Annotated in this window: 23 protein-coding genes and 1 pseudogene; 3 read left to right on the top strand and 21 right to left on the bottom strand. The window is 65.9% G+C overall.

Annotation, left to right across the window (positions count from 1 at the left end; translation table 11 throughout):
• Positions 1–41: 41 nt before the first annotated feature.
• The 6 genes from AC0QSG_RS05185 to AC0QSG_RS05160 form a co-directional block, all read right to left on the bottom strand.
• Entirely contained in the window at positions 42–1,232 is a 1,191-nt protein-coding gene (locus AC0QSG_RS05185) for a tyrosine-type recombinase/integrase (protein WP_045247670.1), read from the bottom strand.
• Entirely contained in the window at positions 1,225–1,443 is a 219-nt protein-coding gene (locus tag AC0QSG_RS05180; RefSeq protein WP_045247671.1) for a helix-turn-helix domain-containing protein, read from the bottom strand. The genes AC0QSG_RS05185 and AC0QSG_RS05180 overlap by 8 nt, the downstream gene beginning before the upstream one ends.
• Positions 1,421–2,029: a hypothetical protein gene (locus tag AC0QSG_RS05175; RefSeq protein WP_045247672.1), complete on the bottom strand. Its 609-nt coding sequence runs from the start codon at positions 2,027–2,029 to the stop codon at positions 1,421–1,423. The genes AC0QSG_RS05180 and AC0QSG_RS05175 overlap by 23 nt, the downstream gene beginning before the upstream one ends.
• A 12-nt stretch (positions 2,030–2,041) precedes the next feature.
• Positions 2,042–2,518, bottom strand: coding sequence for a single-stranded DNA-binding protein (locus tag AC0QSG_RS05170; protein WP_045247673.1), 477 nt, complete (start codon positions 2,516–2,518; stop codon positions 2,042–2,044).
• An 81-nt stretch (positions 2,519–2,599) separates the two neighbouring features.
• Positions 2,600–4,354, bottom strand: a complete 1,755-nt coding sequence (locus tag AC0QSG_RS05165) for a type IV secretory system conjugative DNA transfer family protein (RefSeq protein WP_084603854.1) — start codon at positions 4,352–4,354, stop codon at positions 2,600–2,602.
• Positions 4,355–4,374: 20 nt separating this feature from the next.
• A complete protein-coding gene (locus tag AC0QSG_RS05160; RefSeq protein WP_045247675.1) occupies positions 4,375–4,911 on the bottom strand; it encodes a hypothetical protein in 537 nt (178 codons plus the stop codon).
• A 41-nt stretch (positions 4,912–4,952) separates the two neighbouring features.
• Here AC0QSG_RS05160 and AC0QSG_RS05155 point away from each other — a divergent pair, with 41 nt between their 5' ends.
• Entirely contained in the window at positions 4,953–5,534 is a 582-nt protein-coding gene (locus tag AC0QSG_RS05155) for a hypothetical protein (RefSeq protein ID WP_045247676.1), read from the top strand.
• A 52-nt stretch (positions 5,535–5,586) separates the two neighbouring features.
• Here the strand turns inward: AC0QSG_RS05155 and AC0QSG_RS05150 are convergent, their stop codons facing one another.
• Together AC0QSG_RS05150 and AC0QSG_RS05145 are read right to left on the bottom strand one after the other, a co-directional pair.
• A complete protein-coding gene (locus tag AC0QSG_RS05150; protein WP_045247677.1) occupies positions 5,587–7,068 on the bottom strand; it encodes an ATP-binding protein in 1,482 nt (493 codons plus the stop codon).
• The gene (locus AC0QSG_RS05145; RefSeq protein ID WP_045247678.1) at positions 7,065–7,895 is read right to left on the bottom strand and encodes a hypothetical protein; all 831 of its coding nucleotides are present in this window, start codon (positions 7,893–7,895) and stop codon (positions 7,065–7,067) included. The genes AC0QSG_RS05150 and AC0QSG_RS05145 overlap by 4 nt, the downstream gene beginning before the upstream one ends.
• An 84-nt stretch (positions 7,896–7,979) precedes the next feature.
• Between AC0QSG_RS05145 and AC0QSG_RS05140 the strand changes: the two genes are divergently transcribed.
• Positions 7,980–8,837 carry a DUF4062 domain-containing protein gene (locus tag AC0QSG_RS05140; protein ID WP_045247679.1) on the top strand — a complete coding sequence of 286 codons (858 nt, stop codon included), beginning with the start codon at positions 7,980–7,982 and terminating at the stop codon, positions 8,835–8,837.
• A gap of 3 nt (positions 8,838–8,840) precedes the next feature.
• Here AC0QSG_RS05140 and AC0QSG_RS05135 read toward each other — a convergent pair whose 3' ends face one another.
• From AC0QSG_RS05135 to AC0QSG_RS05125, 3 genes are read right to left on the bottom strand one after another with little or no spacing between them, the layout of a single operon-like run.
• Positions 8,841–10,304, bottom strand: a complete 1,464-nt coding sequence (locus tag AC0QSG_RS05135) for an SCO6880 family protein (protein WP_045247680.1) — start codon at positions 10,302–10,304, stop codon at positions 8,841–8,843.
• Positions 10,305–10,307: 3 nt separating this feature from the next.
• Positions 10,308–11,681 carry a hypothetical protein gene (locus tag AC0QSG_RS05130; protein ID WP_045247681.1) on the bottom strand — a complete coding sequence of 458 codons (1,374 nt, stop codon included), beginning with the start codon at positions 11,679–11,681 and terminating at the stop codon, positions 10,308–10,310.
• A 33-nt stretch (positions 11,682–11,714) separates the two neighbouring features.
• A complete protein-coding gene (locus tag AC0QSG_RS05125; RefSeq protein WP_411742250.1) occupies positions 11,715–11,987 on the bottom strand; it encodes a DUF6112 family protein in 273 nt (90 codons plus the stop codon).
• Positions 11,988–12,138: 151 nt separating this feature from the next.
• Between AC0QSG_RS05125 and AC0QSG_RS05120 the strand changes: the two genes are divergently transcribed.
• Positions 12,139–12,549, top strand: a complete 411-nt coding sequence (locus AC0QSG_RS05120; RefSeq protein WP_048809050.1) for an NUDIX hydrolase — start codon at positions 12,139–12,141, stop codon at positions 12,547–12,549.
• A 34-nt stretch (positions 12,550–12,583) separates the two neighbouring features.
• Here the strand turns inward: AC0QSG_RS05120 and AC0QSG_RS05115 are convergent, their stop codons facing one another.
• The 10 genes and pseudogenes from AC0QSG_RS05115 to AC0QSG_RS05070 all read right to left on the bottom strand — a co-directional run bounded on the left by AC0QSG_RS05115 (position 12,584) and on the right by AC0QSG_RS05070 (position 21,137).
• Positions 12,584–12,850, bottom strand: a complete 267-nt coding sequence (locus AC0QSG_RS05115) for a DUF6112 family protein (protein ID WP_045247684.1) — start codon at positions 12,848–12,850, stop codon at positions 12,584–12,586.
• Between the two features lie 14 nt (positions 12,851–12,864).
• Positions 12,865–14,043, bottom strand: a pseudogene (locus AC0QSG_RS05110) (M23 family metallopeptidase); the annotation flags it as partial.
• Positions 14,044–14,056: 13 nt separating this feature from the next.
• Positions 14,057–14,746: a hypothetical protein gene (locus AC0QSG_RS05105; RefSeq protein ID WP_045247685.1), complete on the bottom strand. Its 690-nt coding sequence runs from the start codon at positions 14,744–14,746 to the stop codon at positions 14,057–14,059.
• A gap of 41 nt (positions 14,747–14,787) precedes the next feature.
• Positions 14,788–15,816: a ParB N-terminal domain-containing protein gene (locus AC0QSG_RS05100; protein WP_045247686.1), complete on the bottom strand. Its 1,029-nt coding sequence runs from the start codon at positions 15,814–15,816 to the stop codon at positions 14,788–14,790.
• 6 nt (positions 15,817–15,822) lie between these two features.
• Positions 15,823–16,686, bottom strand: a complete 864-nt coding sequence (locus AC0QSG_RS05095) for a hypothetical protein (protein ID WP_045247687.1) — start codon at positions 16,684–16,686, stop codon at positions 15,823–15,825.
• Between the two features lie 91 nt (positions 16,687–16,777).
• Entirely contained in the window at positions 16,778–17,182 is a 405-nt protein-coding gene (locus tag AC0QSG_RS05090) for a hypothetical protein (RefSeq protein WP_048809052.1), read from the bottom strand.
• Positions 17,179–17,853: a DUF2637 domain-containing protein gene (locus tag AC0QSG_RS05085; RefSeq protein WP_045247688.1), complete on the bottom strand. Its 675-nt coding sequence runs from the start codon at positions 17,851–17,853 to the stop codon at positions 17,179–17,181. Before AC0QSG_RS05085 ends, AC0QSG_RS05090 begins: the two co-directional genes overlap by 4 nt.
• Positions 17,854–17,870: 17 nt before the next feature.
• The gene (locus tag AC0QSG_RS05080; RefSeq protein ID WP_045247689.1) at positions 17,871–18,809 is read right to left on the bottom strand and encodes a bifunctional DNA primase/polymerase; all 939 of its coding nucleotides are present in this window, start codon (positions 18,807–18,809) and stop codon (positions 17,871–17,873) included.
• The gene (locus AC0QSG_RS05075) at positions 18,806–19,894 is read right to left on the bottom strand and encodes an ArdC-like ssDNA-binding domain-containing protein (protein WP_425411864.1); all 1,089 of its coding nucleotides are present in this window, start codon (positions 19,892–19,894) and stop codon (positions 18,806–18,808) included. Before AC0QSG_RS05075 ends, AC0QSG_RS05080 begins: the two co-directional genes overlap by 4 nt.
• A gap of 274 nt (positions 19,895–20,168) precedes the next feature.
• A complete protein-coding gene (locus AC0QSG_RS05070) occupies positions 20,169–21,137 on the bottom strand; it encodes a helix-turn-helix domain-containing protein (protein WP_084603851.1) in 969 nt (322 codons plus the stop codon).
• Positions 21,138–21,314 lie beyond the last annotated feature (177 nt).

Raw genomic sequence — 21,314 nt, 5'->3', positions numbered from 1 at the left:
GGCCCCCTTCTGGGAGGGTCGGAGCGTGGTTCCATTCGTGGTCACAGACGGGGTCCGTCGCGGCGGCTCGCATCCTTCCTCGTGGGGGTCTTGGAGAGGAACTGGTTGGCCTGCCTGGCAGCTTCGGCGAGGTGGCGGTGGTCGGGGTGCAGATACCCCTTGGTCGTCTCGATCGACTGATGCCCGAGGATCTCTTGGAGGACATGCAGGGCGATGCCGGCGTCGGCCATCCAGGTCGCTCCGGTGTGCCGGAGCCCATGCCGGGTGAGGCCGGTGAGGTTGAGGCCCGCGACGAGGTCATCCCAGCGGGTGGCGTCTCTGACGGTGGCGGTGGTGAGGACGCCTCCGCGTGGCCCGCGTAAGAGCGGGTCGTCGTCTTTCTTGTCGGTGGTGAGGCGTTCGAGGACGGGTTCGAGTGCGTCGAGCATCGGCACCGGGCGATCGCGCCGGCCTTTGGTCTGTTTGATGACGAGGCCGCCTTTGCCGGGATAGTGCTGGCGTCTGATCCACACGATGTGGTTCTCCCAGTCCACATCCCCGACCCGCAGCCCTGCGACCTCTGAACCCCTGGCGGCCAGGAGCGCGGCGAGCATGACGTGATCGGAATACGACTGATGCACCTCCCCGCACTCAGTCGCGAGCTTCCGCAGCGTCGCCAAATCCGGAAGCGCGTACTGTCGTAGCGCGCCGGTGGTCTGGGTGACGTGTTTGCCGAGGTTACGGCGTGCGCGGTGCTTGGCGGGGTTGATGGAGATGATGTCGTCGCGCACCGCTTCATCAAGCACCCGGACGAGTGGGGCGATGGAGTTCTTGATCGTCGAGGCCGAGTGCTCGGCCTCCCACGTGTCGATGGTGCGGTCGATCATCCCCGCGGTGATCTTCGCAACCCGAACGTGCCCGAGCGCTGGCAACACCCGCAGTCGCAGTCCGGTGTCGTAGAGCTCGGCGGTGGAGGTCGGGTCCAGGCCTCGCTGCCACCGATCCCCGATGGAAGTGGCGTAGTCGGTGAGGGTGATGGTGGTGTCCGCACCGGTTTCGGTCGCTGCCCGCATCTGATCGTAGAACTCCTCGACCTCCTCGTGGCTGCGGACGTGGGCGACGCGGCCGACGCGCTTATGCGTGGAAGGGTCGGTCCATCGCACGCGGGCACGGAATCCGTCGGTGCGGCGTTCGACATCGGTGGTGAGCTTCACCCCGACTGGCGGCATCCGCCTGTTGCGAGGGTCAGCCATGATCGTTCTCCTGCTCGGTGACCCAGGCGCGCACTGTGGCTGGGGTGTAGCGAGAGACGCCGCCGACGCGCAGGAACGGCGGCCCGATCTTTTCCCGTCGCCAGCGCGAGAGGGTGGCTTGGGAGACGTTCAAGAACTCCGCGACATCCCGCGCACACCACAACGTCTCGACCGGACCCGCACCGTGGTCAACGACGGTCGGGGCGTTCATCGTCGAGACTCGCGTAGAAGGCGTCTTCGGCCGCCTGCCGTTGGGCAAGATCGGCTTCAACGAAGGCATCGAAGTCTTCGGCCCGATCGGCGATCACGATGTCATCTACCGTCGGTGCAGGGGCTTCGCCGGGCCAGGTGGTCTGCCGGGTGGGGCGGTCGCGATCCAGTCGGGTGCTGCTCGCGGCGACCCAGTCGCGGAGTCGCTGCCGGGTGTCGGCGAAGTCGCGATGCCACCCGTTGGGTGCGGATCCGTTCTGATCGGGGTCGTAGGCGCACAGCCAGTGCAGGTGCAGCGCGGACAGTTCCCACAACAGCTCGGGGTGTCGGTACCAGAACGGCGGCACCACACTCGCGGGCAGGCCGTATGTGCGTCGGAGCCAGTTCACCCACCGGTCGAGTTCGAGCCACTCGGCCCCGGCCTCATCTGCGGTGAGTAGGTTCCAGTTCACCGGATGCGGTGGCCCCGGCAGTGAGTCCGGATCAGACAACGCCGGCCGCTTCCCCGTCTCCTCCGCGTCGTGGAGTGCGGGTTCGGGCTCGGGTTCGTCGAACTCCGGGGCGTCCTCAGCAACGATGGTGCTCATGGCTTTCCCTCCTCACAGTCCAGGTACGGGAGGTGCCTGCGTGCTGGGCCGGTCCGGTGCCTGGAACTCTGGGGCCGGCCTTGTCGGTGCCTCCCGTGCAGGGCCGTCCTGGTCGAGGGAAGGCGTGTTGCGAGGCGTGCGGTCGACGTCGTAGCGGGTGCGGGCGAGATCGTGGCCGATCTTCTTCGCGACGAACTGCTCGGTCTGTACCTGCTCACCGTCACGAGTGGCCTCGTACTCACGCACGTACCCCTCGGCGATGAAGTTGTCGCCCTTCCTGAACCGCTCGTGCGCCCGCGCCGCGGTGGCCCGGAACATCACCAGGTCGTGGAACGTGGACTCCAACTGCGTGAAGCTGCCATCGAGGTTCCGGTCGAAGTGTTCCTGCCCGAACCGGGCATAGAACCTCGCCTGCCCCTTGTCGTTGAAACCGAGCTGCGGGGTCGAGGCGATGAACCCCGAAATCGACTGCTGGGTATGAATATCCATTGCACTGCTCCTTCACGATCACCAGACCCCGCTGCGGGGTCATCCGTGAAAGTCAGGTGCACTACAACGACACAGCAACCCTCACGAGTCGGCGGGGCGTTGCAAGAGGGCTTCGAGTTCGGTGCGGTCGGTCTTCAACTGCCCGGCATCGCTACGGTTTGGCCAGGCGCGCAGGTCGGTGACGATCGGTGGTGCGGCGCGCAGTAGAGTGACGCCGGTGCCGAACGGCAGGGTTCTGATCCGGTCGGGTGGCAGGATCGGCACCCGCCGCACCGAGCGCTGGTTTGACCTGGTGCCGTGGTCGCCGAGAGTCACCGAATCGGTGTACTCGTCGCGTTCGCCGATCAGGGTGGAGAGGTCTTGGAGGTCTTTCGAGTTCGACGCCCCGCCGAGAATGATCTTCACGATCGAGGCATCCCAGATCGCCCCAGCCTGATTCTCCGACCACTTATCCCGCGCCTGCGCAAGCGACTGCAACACCGGCATCGTCGTGATCCCCGTACCGCCTCCCTCCGCCATGAGCGTCGGCAGAGACGGCAAGGGGGCCAGGTTGCCGATCTCGTCCAGTGCGAGCAGCAGGGGTGGGTCGAGGCGTGCGCCGGGTGAGCGCGCGGCGATGCGACGGGCGGTTTCGACGAGGTCTTCCACGAACGCCGCCACCAACGCAGCCGACGCCCCTGCGCCCGCGCCGGTGGCAAGGAGGTAGAGCGTTCCACGGTTCCGGATGAACGCCTCCGGATCGAACGACTCACCCTCGGCGGGTGAGACGGCATCAAGCACCCTCGGATCGGCAAGCGCCCCCAGCGCGAGGGCGACGCCCTGCCAGATGGAGTCACGGGTACGAGGGTCGGAGTCGATCATCGCCCCCAACGAATCCGCCCACCCCGCAGCCGCATTCGGATGATTCGTCAGGATCGCGGCCGCATCCGCAGCCGCCGACGGATCAAGCGTCCAACGGAACAGCTCGGCAGGCTGCCGATGATCCAACGCTGCCGCGTGGAGCAGAGCTTGGAGTGCTGTTCTGGTTTTGCCTTCCCAGAACCCACCGGATTCGACCCCACCAGCGGAGAGCCCGGTGGCGGAGGCGAGACCGGTCGCGCGGATCATCGCCGTCAGCGGGTCTTCACACCCCCGAACCGGCGACCACCGCAACCCCGCAGGGAGTCCTTCGGCGAGATGCTGCGGATCGAACACCGCAACCGGACGACCGTCACGTCGGCGGGCACGCAACGTCGCAGTGAGGTTGTCCGGCCGCGTGCTCGTGGTGACCACCGCGCCGGGCGCGTCCAAGACGGCGTTGATCACGACGTGCAGGCCTTTGCCGGAGCGGGGCGGCCCAATGAGCAGGATGGAGTCTTCAACTGACGCCCACACCTGTTTGCCGCGTGAGGTTCCGAGTAGATAACCCACATCCTCCGGTGACGGGGCATCCAGTGACGGGCGCAACGAGGCTGCCCGCCGCAGCAGCGCCTTCGGTGAGGCTGCCTGGGTGACTTCGTGCGTGGTGGCGACCCCGGCCAGGTGGCGCGGGTCGGTCTCGACCTTGTGGCTGTGGCGGCGCCATTTCATCCAGCACCACCCCAACCCGACCGTCACCAACGCGAGGAGCAAGGTTGTGACGATCCAATAGACGACCGGGTTCAGCCCCTCGGCTCCGAGCGCTGTACCGGGGTCGCCGGGGCTGAACAGCACACCCAGCCCACCGGCCGGCCCCGAGGTGGGTTGAGCCGTGCCGGTGAGGAACGCGGCGACCGACCCGGCACCGCGGAGGACGAGGCCGAGGGCGAAGACACTGATGAGGGCGATGAGGGCGGCGTTGGTGAGTTCGTCACCCATCGAGCCGGACTGCCGCTCGTTCACGACAACGCCTCGATATGGGTGGTGCCCGAGATCCGACCCAGCAGCAGCACATCGCGCCGCCCACCGTGTGCGGGTGGGAGCTGGTTGAGATCCAGCAACGCACGGGCTCGCCCGTTGGTGGCGTCGGTGTGGGAGACGATGATCGCCACGGCCACGTCCTCACCGGCAAGGAACCCGTCAGCGGTGACCTCGACCAGCGCCGGCCCCTTCTTCTTTCGGGCAGGCCGTGCGGGTTCTTGGGCTGGTTCGGGCTCGGCAGGACGGGTGCGGGTGCGGGGTTGGATGAGGTCGGTGAATACCGATCCGTCGACTTCTCGGACTTCGATCCGAACCCCGATGCTGCGGTTCTCGGTGACCGCATCGAGCAGGTCGGCGAAGGTGCCGCGCGTCCACTCACCCCTGGCTGGTGGCGGGTACTCGGCGCCGTCGACGGTCACGTCGAGCACACCGGTTTCGGTGACTGCGACGCGGACGTGCGGGAGGACAGCCTGTATGTCTTCGGCGATCGTCTTTGCTGCGGGGCGGGCTCTCATGCGCGCTAGGTGCGCCGCGACGCCGATGGGAAACTGGTGACATGGGTTCACGGGCGGATGACCGGCGGCGCTTCGCCGAGGAGTCCATGCCGCGTATCGCCGCTACTGCCGAGGACGAGGGATTCAGCCAGCAGGCGTCTTCTGGTGAGCGCAGGTGGGAATGGGTGAAGCCGACATCACCGACCGTGCGGGCGGCGGTTCTGTTGTCGGAGATGACGCCGAGGAACGTCCGTGATGGCGTGGATGTTCAGGCTTACGGGGCGATCTATCTCGATCAGGTGGAGCAGCGGCTGCATGAGGACGGGCAACGGCACCCGGACGCGGCGACGCTGATGGCTCCGCTGCGGGCTTGGGGATCAACCTTCACCCGTGATGGCGCCTACCGGTTCCGGCGGAGCGCCGATCCGGAGTCCAGGGTGGAGGAGCTGGCCGGGGATCTGAGATCGTTCGCAGCTTTCGCCACCGCGATCCGTGACGTGACGGATCTGAGCGAGGCTCGCTTGGCGCGCTCACGCATCCGCAGGCACGTCACCGCGGGCTTGGCACCCGGCTACGCGGCCCCTCAGGTCGCCTCGCTCATCGCCGAGATGAACACCAACACCGAAACCGGCGTCGAACCGTAGGCGTCATGGACCGGGAAGTTCCCGCGAGAACCGTCAATATTCACGCGAACTTCTAGACGTTCTGCTTGAGCCGCAAGCTTGTGTCGAAGAGCGAATATTCAGCAGGGTGCAGTTGGTGTTGAGTGACGAAAGACCGGTCTTTGATCCGCCACAGCCCCTGCCCGACACCTAATCCGGGTAGGAGTTTCTGCTCGGTGCCAGTGAGCCCGAGTGCGGATGCGGTGGCTCCGAGCTGGTCGGATTCTTGCCGGTAGACGATCCGGGTTTCCGCGTTCGCGAGCAGGGAGTTGGCGAGGGATCGCATGGCGGAGCCTTGGTCGCCGACGTTGTCCAGGTCGGTCAACTTGTGAAAGATCAGCATGTTCGCGATCCCGTAATGCCTCGCGAGACGCCAATGCGCATCCATCCGCTTCAAGAGTGCGGGGTGGCTCATGAGGCGCCATGCTTCGTCGTAGATCACCCACCGCTGCCCACCGTTCGGGTCGAGCAAGGCGGATTCCATCCACGCGCTGGAGCACGTCATCAGCACCGAGATCAGGGTGCTGTTTTCGGTGACGCGGGAGAGGTCAAGGGAGATCATCGGCAGTGACGGATCAAACCTGACGGTGGATGGTCCGTCGAAGAGTCCGGCGAGGTCGCCGGCCACGAGGCGCCGCAGTGCGTGCCCGACCAGTCGGCCGTCTTCGGCGAGGCGTCTGTCGGTGTCGTCGGTGGGGTTCAGGACGTGGTCGACGACCATCGGCAGGATCGGCACATCGTTCTCCCGCACCGCAGCCGTCAACGCCAGATCGATCGCAGTGTGCTCCAACGGCGTCAGCCCACGCGCGAGCACCGTCTCCGCGAGAGCGCCGATGAGATCCCGGCGGCGCGATGCGACGGTCGCGGCCCATTGCTCATCCGACAGCCCTGATGGTCGGTGCCCTTCATCGAGGGGATTGAGGCGGGTGTTGAGGCCGTGGCCAAGGACAATCGCCCGCCCACCGACCGCCTCAGCGACGGCCGTGTGCTCGCCCTTCGGATCACCGGGAACGTAGACTCGCCGCCCGAACGGAAGCGATCGCGTGTAGAGCGACTTCGCCAGGCTCGATTTCCCGCTACCGACTATGCCGGCGAGGACGACGTTCGGGGCGGTGATGACCCCGCGTGCGTAGAGCACCCAGGGGTCGTAAACGAAGCTCCCGCCGGAGTAGAGGTCCTGGCCGACGAAGACACCGTCAGAGCCGAGCCCGCCTTCGGCGACAAACGGATACGCCCCGGCGAGGGTCGCGGACGTGTCTTGGTGGCGGGGCAACTTGAACCTGCCCGGCGTCCGCAAGGTTGCGGCCCCTGGTTCTCCGGCAGCGGGCAGGTAGGTGGTCGCGCGACGTTCCGCGCGCTCGGCTTCTGCTTTCGCGACCGCGACCGCCTTCTCCGTCTTGCGTTGTTCGGCGGTGATCCGCGCGGCGGCCTGCCTGCGCTGTTTGCGGAGCTTGCGGCGTTCGGATGCGGGTGCGACGAGGACGGAGGTGTGCAGGCGCTCGGGCTCAGAGTTCATCGTCCGAGCCCCCGCCCCGCATGCTGCGCCGGGCGAGGCGTAGCCGCGAACCAGTCCTTACCCGCAACCGCGGGTGTCTTCCGGGTAGTGGCGGAGGCGACGGTATCCGTGCTGGGGGCGGCTCTGCCGGCTCCTTCACCCAGGCCGACCGCAGCAACCGCCGGTGCGGGCGCGGGCTCGGCGAGAGCGAAATCGGCCGGAGCATCGTAAGCGCGGAGTAGGGAGACGTGGCTGAGGAATGGATTGTAGGTCAACGTGTAGTTGCCCTCGGTGGTGGTGCGGTCGAGGTTCCCGACCGGTGGGGTGTCGTAGACGTACCCGTTGGTAAGGGCAGCATCGGTGGTCTCTTCCCCGTAATCCCACTGACTCAGGTGCTCGATCCCGGCGGTCGTGCCGTCACGCTGAATGAGATCGAGTACCCGGTCAGCTTCCTCACCATCGAAGAACACAACGCTGACCCACCGCCGCGCGGTTTCGGGGTCGGGGCGCCAGGCGATCCGGCCCGCTGCGTTCATGGCCGCATCGAGCCGGTCATGTGCGGCATCGATCAGGGTCGCGGCCTGATGCAGCTCATCCGCCGCAGCCAGCGCATCCTTCGCACCAATCGCGGCGTCACCTTGGTCGTCGAACGCGCGGGGTTGGCCGGTGACATGAGCGGCGGCGAGCTGGTCGAGTACCTGCCGCAGCGACCGGACACCTGCGAGGAGATCCCCGAGCACCGGATACATCTGCGCCGGCTGGTCAATACGGATTGTCGCGTGCGCAAGACCCCGCAGCGCTTCGGATGCTTCGGCAGCATCGGTTCTCGGATCGGTGAAAGTGGGCATGAGAGTCCTCCCTGACGATGGATGTCGCCAGCCAGGTGCGTCAGCTATTCCATGCGTGTCAGACGCTCCGGATACCCTTGAAGCATGAGTTTTTCCGCTTCCGTGCTTCGGGTGATGATCGCTTCCCCGTCAGACATTCCCGATGCTCGCGATGCAGTAGAAGCCGCGATCAATGACTGGAACAACGCCAACGCTGCAACCAAGCAGGTAGCGCTACTGCCGTGGAGATGGGAGACCTCGTCCGTTCCTGTCCTCGGAGGTCATCCGCAGTCACTGATCAACTCGCAAGGCGTTGACCAATGCGACATCGTCTTCGCTCTGTTTGGCAGCCGGCTTGGCTCCCCAACGCCCGACGCGGTATCCGGCACCGTTGAAGAGATCGAACGCGCCGTGGATAGCGGAAAGCCTGTTCACCTCTATTTCTCAACTGCACCGCTTCCTCACGACGTGGACACCCAGCAGCTCGACGGTCTCCGGGAATTTCGTGCTGCAATCAGCGAGCGAGGTTTGCTTGGCGAGTTCGCCAACACTGGCCAGCTCGGCCACGAGGTCTGGAAGGCCATCGAGTACGACATCGCTTCGTTAGAACTGTCAGCCCCGCAACTCCCTGCAACTAAATCTGGTGTGCGGTTCGCGGCTCAGCCTCAGCAAGAACGAGAACTGACGTCATACGACAGCAAGGGAAAGCCTCGCTACTCCACTCGGCACTGGATCGACATCACCAACACGGGTGACCAAGACGCCACTGATGTGCGATTCGAGGTCGTCGGAGAAAACTCCAGCATGATCCTGACTAGCGGCGATGAACCCACCGTCATCCATGCCGGCCAGACTCGCCGCCTGCATGTGCTTCATCACATGGGTGGCGGCGATCCCGACATCATTCGCATCCGCTGGAGCGAGGACGACGAACAGAAGGAACGCGAGTTCCACGTCGGCTGACGACTACACCTTCCGGCACAGCGGCAATGCCGCCGCCGTGAACGCCGCCGCCTGCTGCCCGACCAGCAACCGGGTCTCGCACGAGGCTTGGATCGCGGCCTGTTCGATCGCGGCGACCGCGGCATCGAGCTCGTTCACGGTGGGTGCGGTGATGGTGATGAGGCCGGTGTAGCGGAGGATGCCGTGCCCGGCAGTCAGGTCTGCCTCCTGCTGCAACACGTCCTGGTACTCCGCCGTCTGGGAGGCGTCTTCGATCTGCCCGATCCGTTGCCGTTGCGCCGCATCACTGATGTGCTCGACCTTCTTCTTCCTGATATCCCGTGCCGCCTGGTCCGATCGCATCGGGGTGCAGATCAGGGAGAACGAGCGCTGTATCCCGGTGGAGAGCAGGACGGGTGAGAGGAATCCGGGGAACACCATCGACCGCGGCCACTCACTGATCCACAGGGTGGCGTGGTGGGCGGAGTCGGTACGAATCCGCGACCACGACTCGTTCACCGCCAACGGCCCCGCCGTAGCAAGCGATTGTCCGATCTGGCCTTGACGCTCCAAGGTCGCGGCGATCGCCGGGTCGTAAGCGCTACGGAGGATGACAGCGATCTGCCCCGCGGTCAGCCACCCGCCGGGATTGAGGTCGGCGGAACGCAGCGCCGCTACCAGGGTTGCCATCTCCTGTCGCAACACGGCGGCGGCTCCGCGGATGCCGCCGCCGGCGGTGCGGATCTGCCGGGCTGCTGCTCGCATGTCCAGTGCGAGCGAGAGCGTGGTCGCGTGCCGTTCCCCGGCAGGCCCCGCCCGGTCGATCAGCTCCGCGTAAGTGGTGGATGCCCAGGAGTCGTCGTGGGTGCCATGCGAGGCCCACCACTCTGCCAACCCCGTACCCGAATCTGGAAGGGTGCGTTCAAGGACTTGGAGGGTCGCGACCCGTCCGGATCGGCAGACAGTGGCGAGCACACGGCCCCAGGAGGTAACGCGGCGTTCCTGCTCTCCCGGATCGAGGAGCACGAACGCGGGATGCGTCACCTCCACCACGACCGTCAGTGTCGAGGCGTGGGGGTCGTGGATCATCCCCGCCTCAGTCTCCGGGTCGGTGTACTCCCGCAGCCGCGCCATGTCACCGGGCAGGGCGAGGGTGCCGACCGGGCGCGGAACCACCACCCGGCGGCGGTAGAGCAGTTGTCCGATGGTGGTGCGGTAGAGCCACCAGCAGGCGACGGGGAGCCATTCGACCATCGGCCGCCCCGCGACCGGTATCCACGTCAACGCAATCGACATGGCCCAGATGGGTGCGGTGTACGCCATGAGTATGCCGCCGCCTGCGTAGAGGGCTCCGACGAAGGCGAGGATGCCGATGGCCAGGGTGACGAGCTGTGAGAGGGAGAGGCCGAGGAGGATGCCGCGGCGTGCGAGGCGGGAGAACTTCACCGGCACCAACTCGCCGCCGCTGGTTGTGTTCGTGTTGTTCATCGGTTACTCCTTGCCGGGCTTCGGGGCAGGTGGCTTCGGATTCGACGGCGGCAGGTCAGACGGCGGGATCGGGTTCTTCGGCACCGGCGTAGACGGCGCTGCCGGAGCGCCCGCGTTTCCGGGCTGGCCCGCACCGTCCGCAGCGGCGTCTGCCTCGTTGGCGAGGTGACCTGCGGCCTTCGGTCCGGCCTCGAAGGAGTCCTTGGCGATCTTCGCCGCAATCAGGCCCGCTGCGATCGGTGCCGCAACGGCCGCACCACCGGCAGCCGCACCGGATCCGCCAGCCCCCGCACCCGCACCGGCACCTGCGCCGGCTCCGGCGCCTGCGCCACCACTGGATGCGGCGGGGGTCGGTTTCGGTGCGGCCGCAGCCGACCCACCGCCCGATTTGCCTCCGCCGCTGCCGGTGCCGTCGAGGACCTTCTGTGGGTCACCACCCTGCGGCTTGGACGGCACCGGCATCGGCCGGTTCAACGACTGCTTGGCGTCCTGTTCGGAGCCGATCGCGTGATACATATCGAATCCCACGAACGAGATGAACTTGTAGGTCAGGTATGGGGCGAATCCGGCCATCGCCATCAGCACCACACCCGCGATCGGGTCAGACACGGAGGCGAGGTCGGCCTCGATGGGTGCGCTGACCTGGGTGACGGCGACGAGGAACATCACCACCAGCACCAACTTCGACGCGATCAGCGCGATGACGAACATGGCCCACTTCGACACCCAACTCCGTGACGCATCCCACGACGAACCGGAGAACGCGAGGGGCGCCATCACGATCGCCACCAACAGCAACGCCTTCCGCACCAGGAGCGACAGCCACACGATTGCGGCGGAGGTGATCGCGAGCCCGGCGAGGAAAATGGTGATGATCGCCCCGACGCCGGGCGCGGCGATGCTGATGCCGGTGAGGCCTGCGACGAGGAGGGTGATCTTGTCACCCATCGTCTCCGTGGTCTCCCCGCCGGCTTGGATGATGCCGGTGCAGAGCTGATCCACGATCTCCAACGCCAGCCCGGTCAACGTGATCACCACGAAACTGCCAAGCACGCTCTTCGCGAGGCCGAGCGCGGCCCTGGAAAGGGCGCCGGGGTCTCGTTTGATCAGGCCGGTGATGAGTTGGAGACAGAAGAAGATCAGCATGATGAACACGGCGATCCCGAACACCAGGTTGTAGACGCTGACGTACCCGTCGGATGTGACGTCGACGAGCGTGGTGGTGTCGAACACGTTCCAGACGGCCTCGAACAACCAGCCCGCGGCCGCACCCATTGCCTGGGCGAGCCAATCGAACGGGGCGGAGATCAAGGCTCCGGCGGCGTCGCCTGCGACATCGCAGACGGTGGAGATGACAGGAACATCGCAAACCCCCATCACAAACCTCCTCAGATCGAGCGGGGGATGGGGTTAGACCTGCTGGCCGACGTTCCAGAAGAAATTGATCAACGTGACCGCAGCACCACAGATGACCGCGGCGCCGCAGGAGACCAGGACGCCGATCTTTCCCCTGCCCGCCAGGTGCGGGTTGCTGCTGTTCGCACCGAAGCCCCACACGATCGCCGAGATGATCAAGGCGAGAACGGAGAGGATGAGGCCGACGGTCATGACCGCGCCCACGATCGTGCGCAGCTGCGCGATACCGGGCAGGCCGGAGTCGTTGGGGTTGATGTCGATGTCCATCGGCACGAGCGCCGGGATCACGGATACAGCGGTGGTGATGAGGTCGAACACGGTGGGGTCTCCTGACACGAACAAGGCCCACAAGCGTGGGCAGCGGAAGGGTTCTGACCTCAGGTGCGCCAGGACAACCACCGCGGAGAAGGCGACTAGCGTGGGAGGCGTGGAGCGTGTTCTCGCCGCCAGCGCGGTCATCACCGACGACGCGGGCCGCGTGCTGCTCGTGCTACGGGGCGAGGAGCCCGAGAAGGGATGCTGGTCGGTGCCCGGAGGGTCTGCTGAACCCGGTGAAACCCCCGCGCAGACCGCCCGCCGGGAGGCATGGGAAGAGACCGGCCTACATGTCGAGATCGGTCAGGAGCTGTGGACGGTAGATGTGCCGACCGGCGACGGGCGCGTGTTCGAGATCCATGACTTTGCAGCCACCGTCACCGCAGGAAACCTCACGCCGGGCGACGATGCCGACGACGCACGCTGGTTCACCCCGGACGAGCTCACTCAGGTACCACTGACGACGAGCCTGCTGGACTACCTCGCCCTCGCAGGCATCGTGCCCGCCAGATAGCGCTACCGCAGCCGTCCACGAGCTGACGTGAACCTCAGAGCTGGTCACCGACCGCGATGAGCCAGTTCATCCACGCCACCCCACCGCCAGCAAGCGCGGCGGTGCCGAGGGCGACGAGGAGGCCGGTGCGGGATTTCGATGCGGTGGCGTGGTTGCCGTGCGCGGAGGCGACGGCCCAGACGATCGCGGACACGATCAACATGAGCACCGCGATGACGAGGACAAAGGTGAGCAGGGCGCCGATGACTTCTTTGAGGTCACCGATACCACCGAGACCATCGAAATCCGGGAACACATTCATGACTCGTTCCCTTCACTGGTGGTGCAGCCGCCCGGATCGGTGATCTCGCCAGCGTCGAGGTCTGCGGCACCGTGCTGTTCCAGCCAGACGGCGGGGTCGGTGTATTCGCCGTTGGTGCCGCCGATCCTGACCTCGAAATGCAGGTGCGGGCCAGTGCTGTTGCCCGAGGAGCCGACATCAGCGATGTGCTGCCCCGCGGTCACACGATCACCCGCCGTGACGCGGATGCCGGTCTCCCAAGAGTGCGCATACGCCGTCGCGACCGTCTTCCCGTCCACGGTGTGCTCAATGACGACCAGGCCGCCGTAGCCGCCGGAGTATTCGGCAACGGTGACAACACCATCAGCGGCGGCGAGGATCGGGGTGCCGTCGGGGCCGGCGAAGTCAGTGCCGGAGTGGAGCTTGTATTCCCCGGTGATGGGATGTTCGCGCATCCCGTAAGGGCTGGTCATCACCCAGGTGCCCTCCGGCATCGGGAATACCACACGGGAGGTCTCCGGCACCGGCCCCAACACCGCACCACCACCAGCGGGCTGTGCTGTGGTGTTGGTGGTGAGGGCTTGGAGGATCTGCTCTGCGACCGACTCATAGTTCCGATACCGGTCGGGGTAGGCGGAGACTTCGACGGATTGGGCGGCCTCGCCCTTGTCCATCGACTCCCGCCCCGCAATATCCAGCAATCCCCGCGGCGACGGATAGTTCGGCCCAGCGGGTCCGCCGAAGAAGGCGCGGACTTGGTAGTTCGGGTCCATGAGATCAGCGACCGTGCCCCACCCGGATTGTGGGCGCATCTGGAACAAGCCCAGGCTGTCGTTGTCGGACCCGTTGCCGTCGTTCGGGTAGTCCGCCGAGTCCGGGTAGTGGCTGGTGTTCGACAGCATCCGCAACGTCGACTCCGTCAGCGCGGCCATGAGCGCGATCTGCACACCGTCACGATTCACACCCTCGATCGCGGAGCCGGTGGTGATGATCGTCGCGGCGTGGGTGAGCTGCTGATGGTTCAGCGTGAACGAGTACCCGGAAGCATCCGTCACGTCGAGTTCGTCCGGGATCGTGCCGACGGTCAGGCCGGTGGACAGGCAGGTGGCGTTCGCGGCCTGTGCGGGGTTGATGAGCGCCCCGATCGAGACGAGCATGATCGAGGGTGCGAGGAACAGCAGGGCGATCCCTGCGATGGCGAGTTTCTTGAACACGATCCACCCCCTGCTACTTCAGGGGGGTGTCGAGTTGGGAGAGCCGCAACAGGTGGCAGTCGTCGCCGTCAGGCGGGCAGACGATGAACACCGTGAACGACACCGCATGCTCACTGGCGACAGGGTCCTCGTTCCAGACACCGGAGCGGTGCCGGGTGCCGTCGATCGTGTACGCCGTTGTTCCCTCTGCGAGCTGGCCCGGCTGTGCCTGCTCGACGGCCGTATCCCACGCCTCCGGCACATAAGCGTTGTCGATGGTGAGGTGCTGGGTGGTGAGGTACTTCCGCAACTCGAGCCACGCCTCTCTCGCTGGTAGATAGGCGGCAACATCGGCCGCGAGGCCCGCCTGCTCAGCACCGTAGGGATCGCCGACATCGAGGATCACTGATGTGTAGTCCAACGGGAAGAAGCCCGACGCGGTATCCCAGGTGAAGAGGGCTTCGGCGACGTTCCGGGCGAAGGTCTCCGGATCATCCGACCTCGACACCACCGGCAACCGCGGCGAAGTGGTCGGCCCCGGAGTTTCGGGTGCGATCGATGACGGTTCCGAACCGGTCGGGTAATCCGTGCCGGTGGCGTTGCGGGGGCCGGTGATGAGGCCGTAGATGCCGATCCCGGCGAGGATCAGGAACACCACCCCGCTCGCAGCGGCGGCGATCAGGCGGCGACGGATGCGAGGGTCGGACACATCGAGAGTTCTCATAACCCCCAGGTGCGCCCCAGCTTCACCAACGCGCGGGGCAGTTAGCGGAGAGGTGCCAGTGCTACGTCCTCAGCCGCTGACCGAGTGGCGGTGCGGGCGGTGCGGAGGTCTTCAGCGAACGTCACCGTGCCTTCGACGACGGTATAAAAGGCGTCGGCTTGTTCGTCGGTGAGGTCGGTGGCGAGCCGGGTGAGGTCGTACTTGATCCACCAGGAATCGAGATCGGTCCACGTGAGCACAAATGCCCGCACCCCCAGCAGCGTGATCCCCTCTTCGACCGGCGACACCGGGCGGGTCTTCCGCGCCTGTTCTTTCTTCTTGGCTTTTGCTTCGGCTTGGACGCGGGCCACGGCTTCTTCGGCCATCTGATGTAGTTCCGCATCCCGGGCCGCGCGGGCTTGCTCGGTCATGCTGGTGGCGAGGGCGCGGACGCGCGTGTATTCCGGGTCGACGGGGCCGCCGTCCTGGATCTGATCCAACGCCGCCTGTGCAGCGACTCGGACATGCTCGGGGTATTTGCGGTCGGTGGCGACCTGTTCGACGTAGCCGATCTTGTCGTAGGTCCGATACGACGCCCCACCCGGAATCATTGCCGCAGCCTGCTCGCGCGTCTTCCCGGCTTGACCGGGTGGGGGTGGAAGATGTCCACCCCCATGCTCACCGGGCGCATGGCCTTTCTGGAACTGCGTGGATTGCTCCCGCAGCGCGGCTTCCTCGCTCATGATCGCCTTGAGCTCCCGATACAACGCTGCCGCTTCCAGCGCGGTGAGGGGCTTGTGGAGCACGTTGTCGTCCTGCTCCGCGAGCAGCTGCCCGAGCCGATCCGACAGCCCGGATCGCACCCACACGTTCACGGTCTTGATGCCGAGCATCTTCAACGCCGCCAAACGTCGAGCCCCGCAAACGAGAAACCCGTCCGGGGTCACGGTGATGGGTTGCAGCAGCCCGTCACGCTTGATCGACGCGGCAAGGACGTCGATGTCGCCGAGTTCAGCACGGTGCCGGTTGCCGACACGGATCGAGGCGACGGTCCGCTCGACCTGCACACTCCCCACTGGTTGCTCGCTCATCACCCATCACTCCCTGGCTCCGGGAGCCGCCAGAGAGAGTGCGAGGACGAGGTCGTCATCGCGCAGCAGCAGCGGGATCGTCTCGCCGATCAGCAGCCGCAGCAGCACACCGCGGCCAGCGCCCGTCGTGGCGTGATCGGTGTCGGGGTTGCCGAGCATCGCCCGCAGCAACGCATGCCACGACCCGGACGGGATATCCAGCAGCACGCGAACTTGCTTGTCACGGCGCAATGCTTCGAACGCTGTCGCACGTGAGCCGGCTTTGATGAGAGCCCCGCACACGTGCTCGACCCCAGAGCGCGCGGTCTCTGGTGTCCAGCCGAGCATGGCGAGGAACGCGATTGCGTCTTCCGCAGCCGACATCGCCAACTGCGTCGCACTGTCCGATTCCTCTTCGCCGGTTGGGGCGTACTTGCCGAGTTCGATGCTGTCGATGATCCGAAACGCCGGATGGTAGTCCGTCAGCGGGTTCTCCCGATCGCTGAACCGCTCGGGATCGTGGAAGGAAGAGATGTGGGGGCGGCGGGCTTGGTGGACGGAGCAGAGGAGTCCTTGGGCGCGTTCTTCGAAGATGCAGGTGATCCGCACCGCATGCGTGATCACACCCCACGGATTCTCCGCCGTGCGTGCCGCCCTGGTGCGCATGACATCGAACGCCGCCGATGCCGCTTCCCACGGGTCCAGGCCGTGCTTACTGGCGAGGGGTGCATACTTCTCGGCGGCATACGCCATGAGTTCCGCAACGACCGGATCGTGCTCCCACGCACCAGGGCCTGCTTCATGGAGTCGGACGAGGAGGGTGCGGAGGCCTTCGCCGGTGCGGAAGTCCTCGGGCCGATCCGGCATCGCGGTCGCTGTTCTGGTGGTCATGGTCGGACACCTCCTCTTCCGCAGTCAGGTGCACAACCTGTACCTAGTGGAGCTGGTGTCAGTGCCTTCGTGTCCATCGCTTCTCACCGGCCTAGCTCTTCCCGACCGAACCACGAGTGACCGGCTCACGCGACGAGCTGCGGCGGCCGAACGCGGACAGCGGCGGCAGTTGACCGATTCGCTTTCCGATCTTGGTTGAGGCGTTTGCGATCCCTGTGCGGGTTTGGCGGGCGAGGTTGGCGTGGAAGTCGATGCCGCGCCGGGCCACGGTGGCTGAGTGGCGGGCCATGAGATCGGTGGGGCGTACCCAATCGACTCCTCGTGCCCGATGCTGCTCCTGCGCGAGCTGCATGGCCTGCTGACGGGTTGCTTCGGCCTCGATCGCATCCGGGGTCAGATCCTCGGCGGGGTTCTTGGTCGGCTCGTTTCGCTTGATGGCCGACGTGTGCTCGGTGGTCATCGAGCGGTCGTCGTTCCAGGGGTTCTCGTTGTTCATCGTGTTCTCTCTTCCTCCACCCACACGGGCGAATCGTTTTCGGTTTCTTCTTCTGGGGGTTCTTGCTCGTCTTTACGTTCTGGGTGGGTGAACCAGCGGCCCACGGTTGAGGGATGCACCCCGAGCTGCCGAGCGATGCGCTTGTTCGACCACCCCGACAACCGCAGCTCCGCCGCATACTCACGACGATCAGGCATCTCCGGGGCGGGCTCGATCACGGAGAAGGAGAGAGGAACAGCGTCGGGACTGTTCGACGGTTCCGGCTCGGCCTGATCGGCTTCGATTGCCGGTTCGGATTGCGGGGAGCGGGTGAGGATCACGGTCAGATGCGTGATCGCCAGCAGCACCACCGGCGGCACCGCAGCCACAGACGCAGCAAGTATTGGGGGCACGTCGGTGTCCGCGGTTAGGATCGCGTGGATCGCATTCGCCGTCACCGACACCGCCGCACCACCAATCAGCAGCGCCCACGGATACCACGCAGCCCGGAGCCCCGCGAGGGCGACGACGGCGACGGTCGCGACGACGATGATGCCGTCCACGATCAGAGGCCATGCCCACGCCTGCCCGACCCCGATCCCGGAGCGACGGGCGAGGTCAGCGAGGGCGGTGTAAGACAGCCAGAACGCGCCGGACGCGATGAACACCGTTCCTGCCACCGCGGTGCGCACCGCCCACCGCCGCGTATTCACGACAACCCCCGACCCGCTGGACGTGAGGCTGCATGCCGCGGGCGGGCGAAACCATCAGACCGTGACGTGCTGGATGTTCTCGGCGGTGGGTGGACGGCGCGGTAGGCCGACCGCACGGTCGTGGTGACTTCCCGCTCGCTCAGCCCGGCGTGTCCGGCGGCCGCGGTGAGCACGTCGAGCGCATCAGACGGTGCGACCCCGTTTTCAGCGAGGCGGCAGGCGGCCCAGAACAGGCCGCGGTTGCGTTCGCCTTCGCCGCGGGTGGCGACCCACGCTGCGATGCGCGACACATCCCGATCACGTACCGCACCCGATGGGGAGATCCCACGCGACACCGGCCGCGATGTTGGTCTGGGGTCGAGGAAGTCACGCAGCCCGCCCGAGTCGATGGTGGATGCGGGGCCGGTGTTGATCTGTCGCAGCGCATACGGCACAGAGGCTCCGTGGATGACGACGGAGGAGGGCGGGATGATGATGTACCCGCCGTCACCGCGGAAGTCGATCCCCGCCCGAGCCGCCTGCCACGAAGGTTGCGCCGTGTCCGGTGTGGCTGGGTAGTAGGCGTGCAGGCCACCCGACGGGCTCGTGACGGTGAACATCCACCCATCGATGAGCCCGGCACGGTGTGCGCGGTTCATCGCTTCGAATCCGTTGACCGAGCCGTGAACATCGACATCGACGACCACGACCCCGGAAGAGGCGCCGGTGGGGAGGCCGACGTTCGCTCCTGGATGCTGCCGCCACCACGCATCCACCAAGGCCGGGTCGGTGCTGGCGTCGTAGAAGCCGTGCTCGGTCAGCGGACGCTTCGCCCCCGACACACACGGAAACACCGGCACCCCGGCCGTGGCGAACTCGCGAGCAGCAGCCGAGACCGGCCAGCGCCCATTCAGCCGCAACAACACCTCCGAGAACGCATCGTGAGTAGCCATCACAGCCCCCGCCCCACCGTTGCCGCAGCCCGCACGGGCTCACTACGCTCCGACACTGGCTTCACCGGCCGGGCCGCCGCACGTTGCGGCTTCTCCTGCTGCGCAGCGTCGCGTTCCAGACCTGGTGGGGTGCCGTCGGCGACCACCACTGTGTCGAGCTGATCGAGAATCCCGAGCGCGGCCTTGCGGACGCGTTCGCCGGTGGCCTTCACCACCTCAACAGGCTCCTTCCCATCGACACGGGCGGCCCAGGTCGAGACGTACGGGATCGTGTACCCGCTGGTGTCCATCCCGTGCGCCGCACCCACCATGAGGGCGACGGATTCCGCCTCGACCTCACCGATCCCGCGATGGTGCCGAGCGTCCTCGTCATCGGGGTTGTGCAGCAGCACGTGCCCGAGTTCGTGCGCGAGGGTTTTTACTTGGGCAGCGGGGTCCATGTTCTCCCGCACCGCCACCGACTTGGCATCCCAGTCGGTCATGCCGTTGGCGCCGTGGATCATACCCTCATGCGGCACCCGCAGCACACGGAACCCCGCAGCGACGACCTGCGCCGACAGGCCCTCCCAGAGCCCGGTTGGTGCTTCACCTTCGAGGAGTTTCGGTGCCGGAGGTTCCGGTATCGGATCGCCATCGGTTTGGGAGGCATCCCAGACGTACGCAGGGCGGGCGGCGATCATCCGGGATCGCACCACCTCACCCGGACGAGGCTTCTCACCCCGCTCCAACCGCCGCCACGAATCCGCAACTGCCGGCGTCGCCGAAGCGAACCGGCCCGTGACAGGGGCGAAAATCTGCAACCCCGGCTGGCCCTTCTGAACTTGGCGGCCGAGCTGCTGCCACTGCCGATACCCAGCCACCAACGACGGAAACGGCTCAGGCACCCGCCCCGCCGAGTAGTTCGCTTCGTGTTGGAACCAGATCAGCAGCGTGTTGTTGAAGCTCCGTGACCTGAACCTGGCCGCGAACGCTAGAGCGCGCCCCCAGTCCTTACCGGAGACCAGCGTCTCGACGGCACCGGTCAGGCGCTCGTGGAGTTCGTCGAGCTTCGCATCCCGTGCCGCTCGGATTTCCTCTTTCGTCGCCATCATCGGACCTCCTTTCGGCGAGGCCCATGACATGACAGCCGAGAGCCCTTGCGACCATGAGGTGCGCCGGGACGTGCGCGAGCACTGGCAGGAACGAAACGAGGTGCGTGACCGCCAGGGATCTGACCAGACCCGACGAGTTCGATCTGGTCTATCTCCTGGCTCGCAGCGATGTCGAGCCTTTGGGGCCTGTCCGGGTCACGTGATGAGTAACGCGGTTCATACGACGAGTTCGAGTGGGCCTCACGCCCGTCGAGCGCGAGGGAACTCGCCGCTACGCAGTTTCGCTGCGGGTCGCGGGCAGACGATGTCGGTAGCGTGTCGGCGTTACTCCGAATCGTCGTGAGAACCATGCGGAGGCGACACGCGGATCGGCCCAGCCGACGGCTTGTGACGCTTGATGAACTGAGAGATCAGTCTCATCAATCAGGCGGCTGAACTCGGTCAAGCGAACTTCGGTAAGAAATCGCATTGGGCTGGCCCCCATGTGCGTCGAGAACAGCCGTGTTAAGTGCGTACGAGACAGCGCGAGTTCTTGGGCCAGTGAAGTAACAGTCCACGGCTCGCCCATGCGCTCCCGAAGCAGCCGCGCAGCCCGCCCGACGTGCCCAATCATTGCCGGATCTGCCTGCCGCCTCGAAGCCGGCACTTGATTCCGGGTGGGCACGTGGAGAGAGCGGCTGTCTTCGGTAAGGAAGACCGGTGCGACTGTGCCAACCCACCTCGCTAGAAGCTCGATTGTGCGAATCGATGTCTCTTCGGGCGATGAACACGTATCTGGAAGCATGCTCAGCTGTCGCCAGATCGGTTCCAGCCGCCGAAAGGACTCGATTCCTGGGGTAAGTACAAGGGAGTTGCCGTCCCAGTCATCAGGATGCACGCCTCGACGAACGCGCTGCCGTGACCGCAAGAGCCAGCGCATCTGCGCCCTAATGAAGGGTTCGTCCGCATAGATCACCCACAACCGTGATGGCGACAGTGGCAACAGTTGATGCCGCTTGTGCGAGCCGAGCGCCACCGCTGACCCGGGCGCCAAGCGCTGTATCGCCACATCCGTACAAAGATCGATCTTTCCGGACAGTACGTGGATGAGCGTGACGACCGGAAACGTCAACTCCTGCGTCGGGACGCAGCGCAGTATCTCGATCGCTGACATGAGCCCGAACTGTTCTCCGGGCGACGCGTCTATCGCAGGGTCGCTCGCCTCACGAAGTCTGCTCTCGCCGGCCGGTTCGGCGGACACGTCCCATCCGCTTCCTCAGCCCAATTGGTGGCGTGGGCTGGCCGGACTCGTTGTAACAGCGAGAAGGAGATTGCGCGTATGTCCATGATCCGACGACCGAGAGGCTGCCGGTTCACAGAGCAGGTCGATGCGCGAGCAAAGGTGATATCGGCCTGCTCGACGTCGAACACATATGGT

The sequence above is a fragment of the Arthrobacter sp. LT660 genome, from assembly GCF_056172845.1.
Note: the sequence above shows the minus strand (reverse complement) of the source record. Positions and strands in the feature narration are given on the sequence as shown.

Coding starts and splice junctions, on each gene's coding strand:
- AC0QSG_RS05185 (WP_045247670.1), bottom strand. CDS start 1,232: ATGGCTGACCCTCGCAACAGGCGGATGCCGCCAGTCGGGGTGAAGCTC.
- AC0QSG_RS05180 (WP_045247671.1), bottom strand. CDS start 1,443: ATGAACGCCCCGACCGTCGTTGACCACGGTGCGGGTCCGGTCGAGACG.
- AC0QSG_RS05175 (WP_045247672.1), bottom strand. CDS start 2,029: ATGAGCACCATCGTTGCTGAGGACGCCCCGGAGTTCGACGAACCCGAG.
- AC0QSG_RS05170 (WP_045247673.1), bottom strand. CDS start 2,518: ATGGATATTCATACCCAGCAGTCGATTTCGGGGTTCATCGCCTCGACC.
- AC0QSG_RS05165 (WP_084603854.1), bottom strand. CDS start 4,354: ATGGGTGACGAACTCACCAACGCCGCCCTCATCGCCCTCATCAGTGTC.
- AC0QSG_RS05160 (WP_045247675.1), bottom strand. CDS start 4,911: ATGAGAGCCCGCCCCGCAGCAAAGACGATCGCCGAAGACATACAGGCT.
- AC0QSG_RS05155 (WP_045247676.1), top strand. CDS start 4,953: ATGGGTTCACGGGCGGATGACCGGCGGCGCTTCGCCGAGGAGTCCATG.
- AC0QSG_RS05150 (WP_045247677.1), bottom strand. CDS start 7,068: ATGAACTCTGAGCCCGAGCGCCTGCACACCTCCGTCCTCGTCGCACCC.
- AC0QSG_RS05145 (WP_045247678.1), bottom strand. CDS start 7,895: ATGCCCACTTTCACCGATCCGAGAACCGATGCTGCCGAAGCATCCGAA.
- AC0QSG_RS05140 (WP_045247679.1), top strand. CDS start 7,980: ATGAGTTTTTCCGCTTCCGTGCTTCGGGTGATGATCGCTTCCCCGTCA.
- AC0QSG_RS05135 (WP_045247680.1), bottom strand. CDS start 10,304: ATGAACAACACGAACACAACCAGCGGCGGCGAGTTGGTGCCGGTGAAG.
- AC0QSG_RS05130 (WP_045247681.1), bottom strand. CDS start 11,681: ATGGGGGTTTGCGATGTTCCTGTCATCTCCACCGTCTGCGATGTCGCA.
- AC0QSG_RS05125 (WP_411742250.1), bottom strand. CDS start 11,987: ATGGACATCGACATCAACCCCAACGACTCCGGCCTGCCCGGTATCGCG.
- AC0QSG_RS05115 (WP_045247684.1), bottom strand. CDS start 12,850: ATGAATGTGTTCCCGGATTTCGATGGTCTCGGTGGTATCGGTGACCTC.
- AC0QSG_RS05105 (WP_045247685.1), bottom strand. CDS start 14,746: ATGAGAACTCTCGATGTGTCCGACCCTCGCATCCGTCGCCGCCTGATC.
- AC0QSG_RS05100 (WP_045247686.1), bottom strand. CDS start 15,816: ATGAGCGAGCAACCAGTGGGGAGTGTGCAGGTCGAGCGGACCGTCGCC.
- AC0QSG_RS05095 (WP_045247687.1), bottom strand. CDS start 16,686: ATGACCACCAGAACAGCGACCGCGATGCCGGATCGGCCCGAGGACTTC.
- AC0QSG_RS05090 (WP_048809052.1), bottom strand. CDS start 17,182: ATGAACAACGAGAACCCCTGGAACGACGACCGCTCGATGACCACCGAG.
- AC0QSG_RS05075 (WP_425411864.1), bottom strand. CDS start 19,894: ATGGCGACGAAAGAGGAAATCCGAGCGGCACGGGATGCGAAGCTCGAC.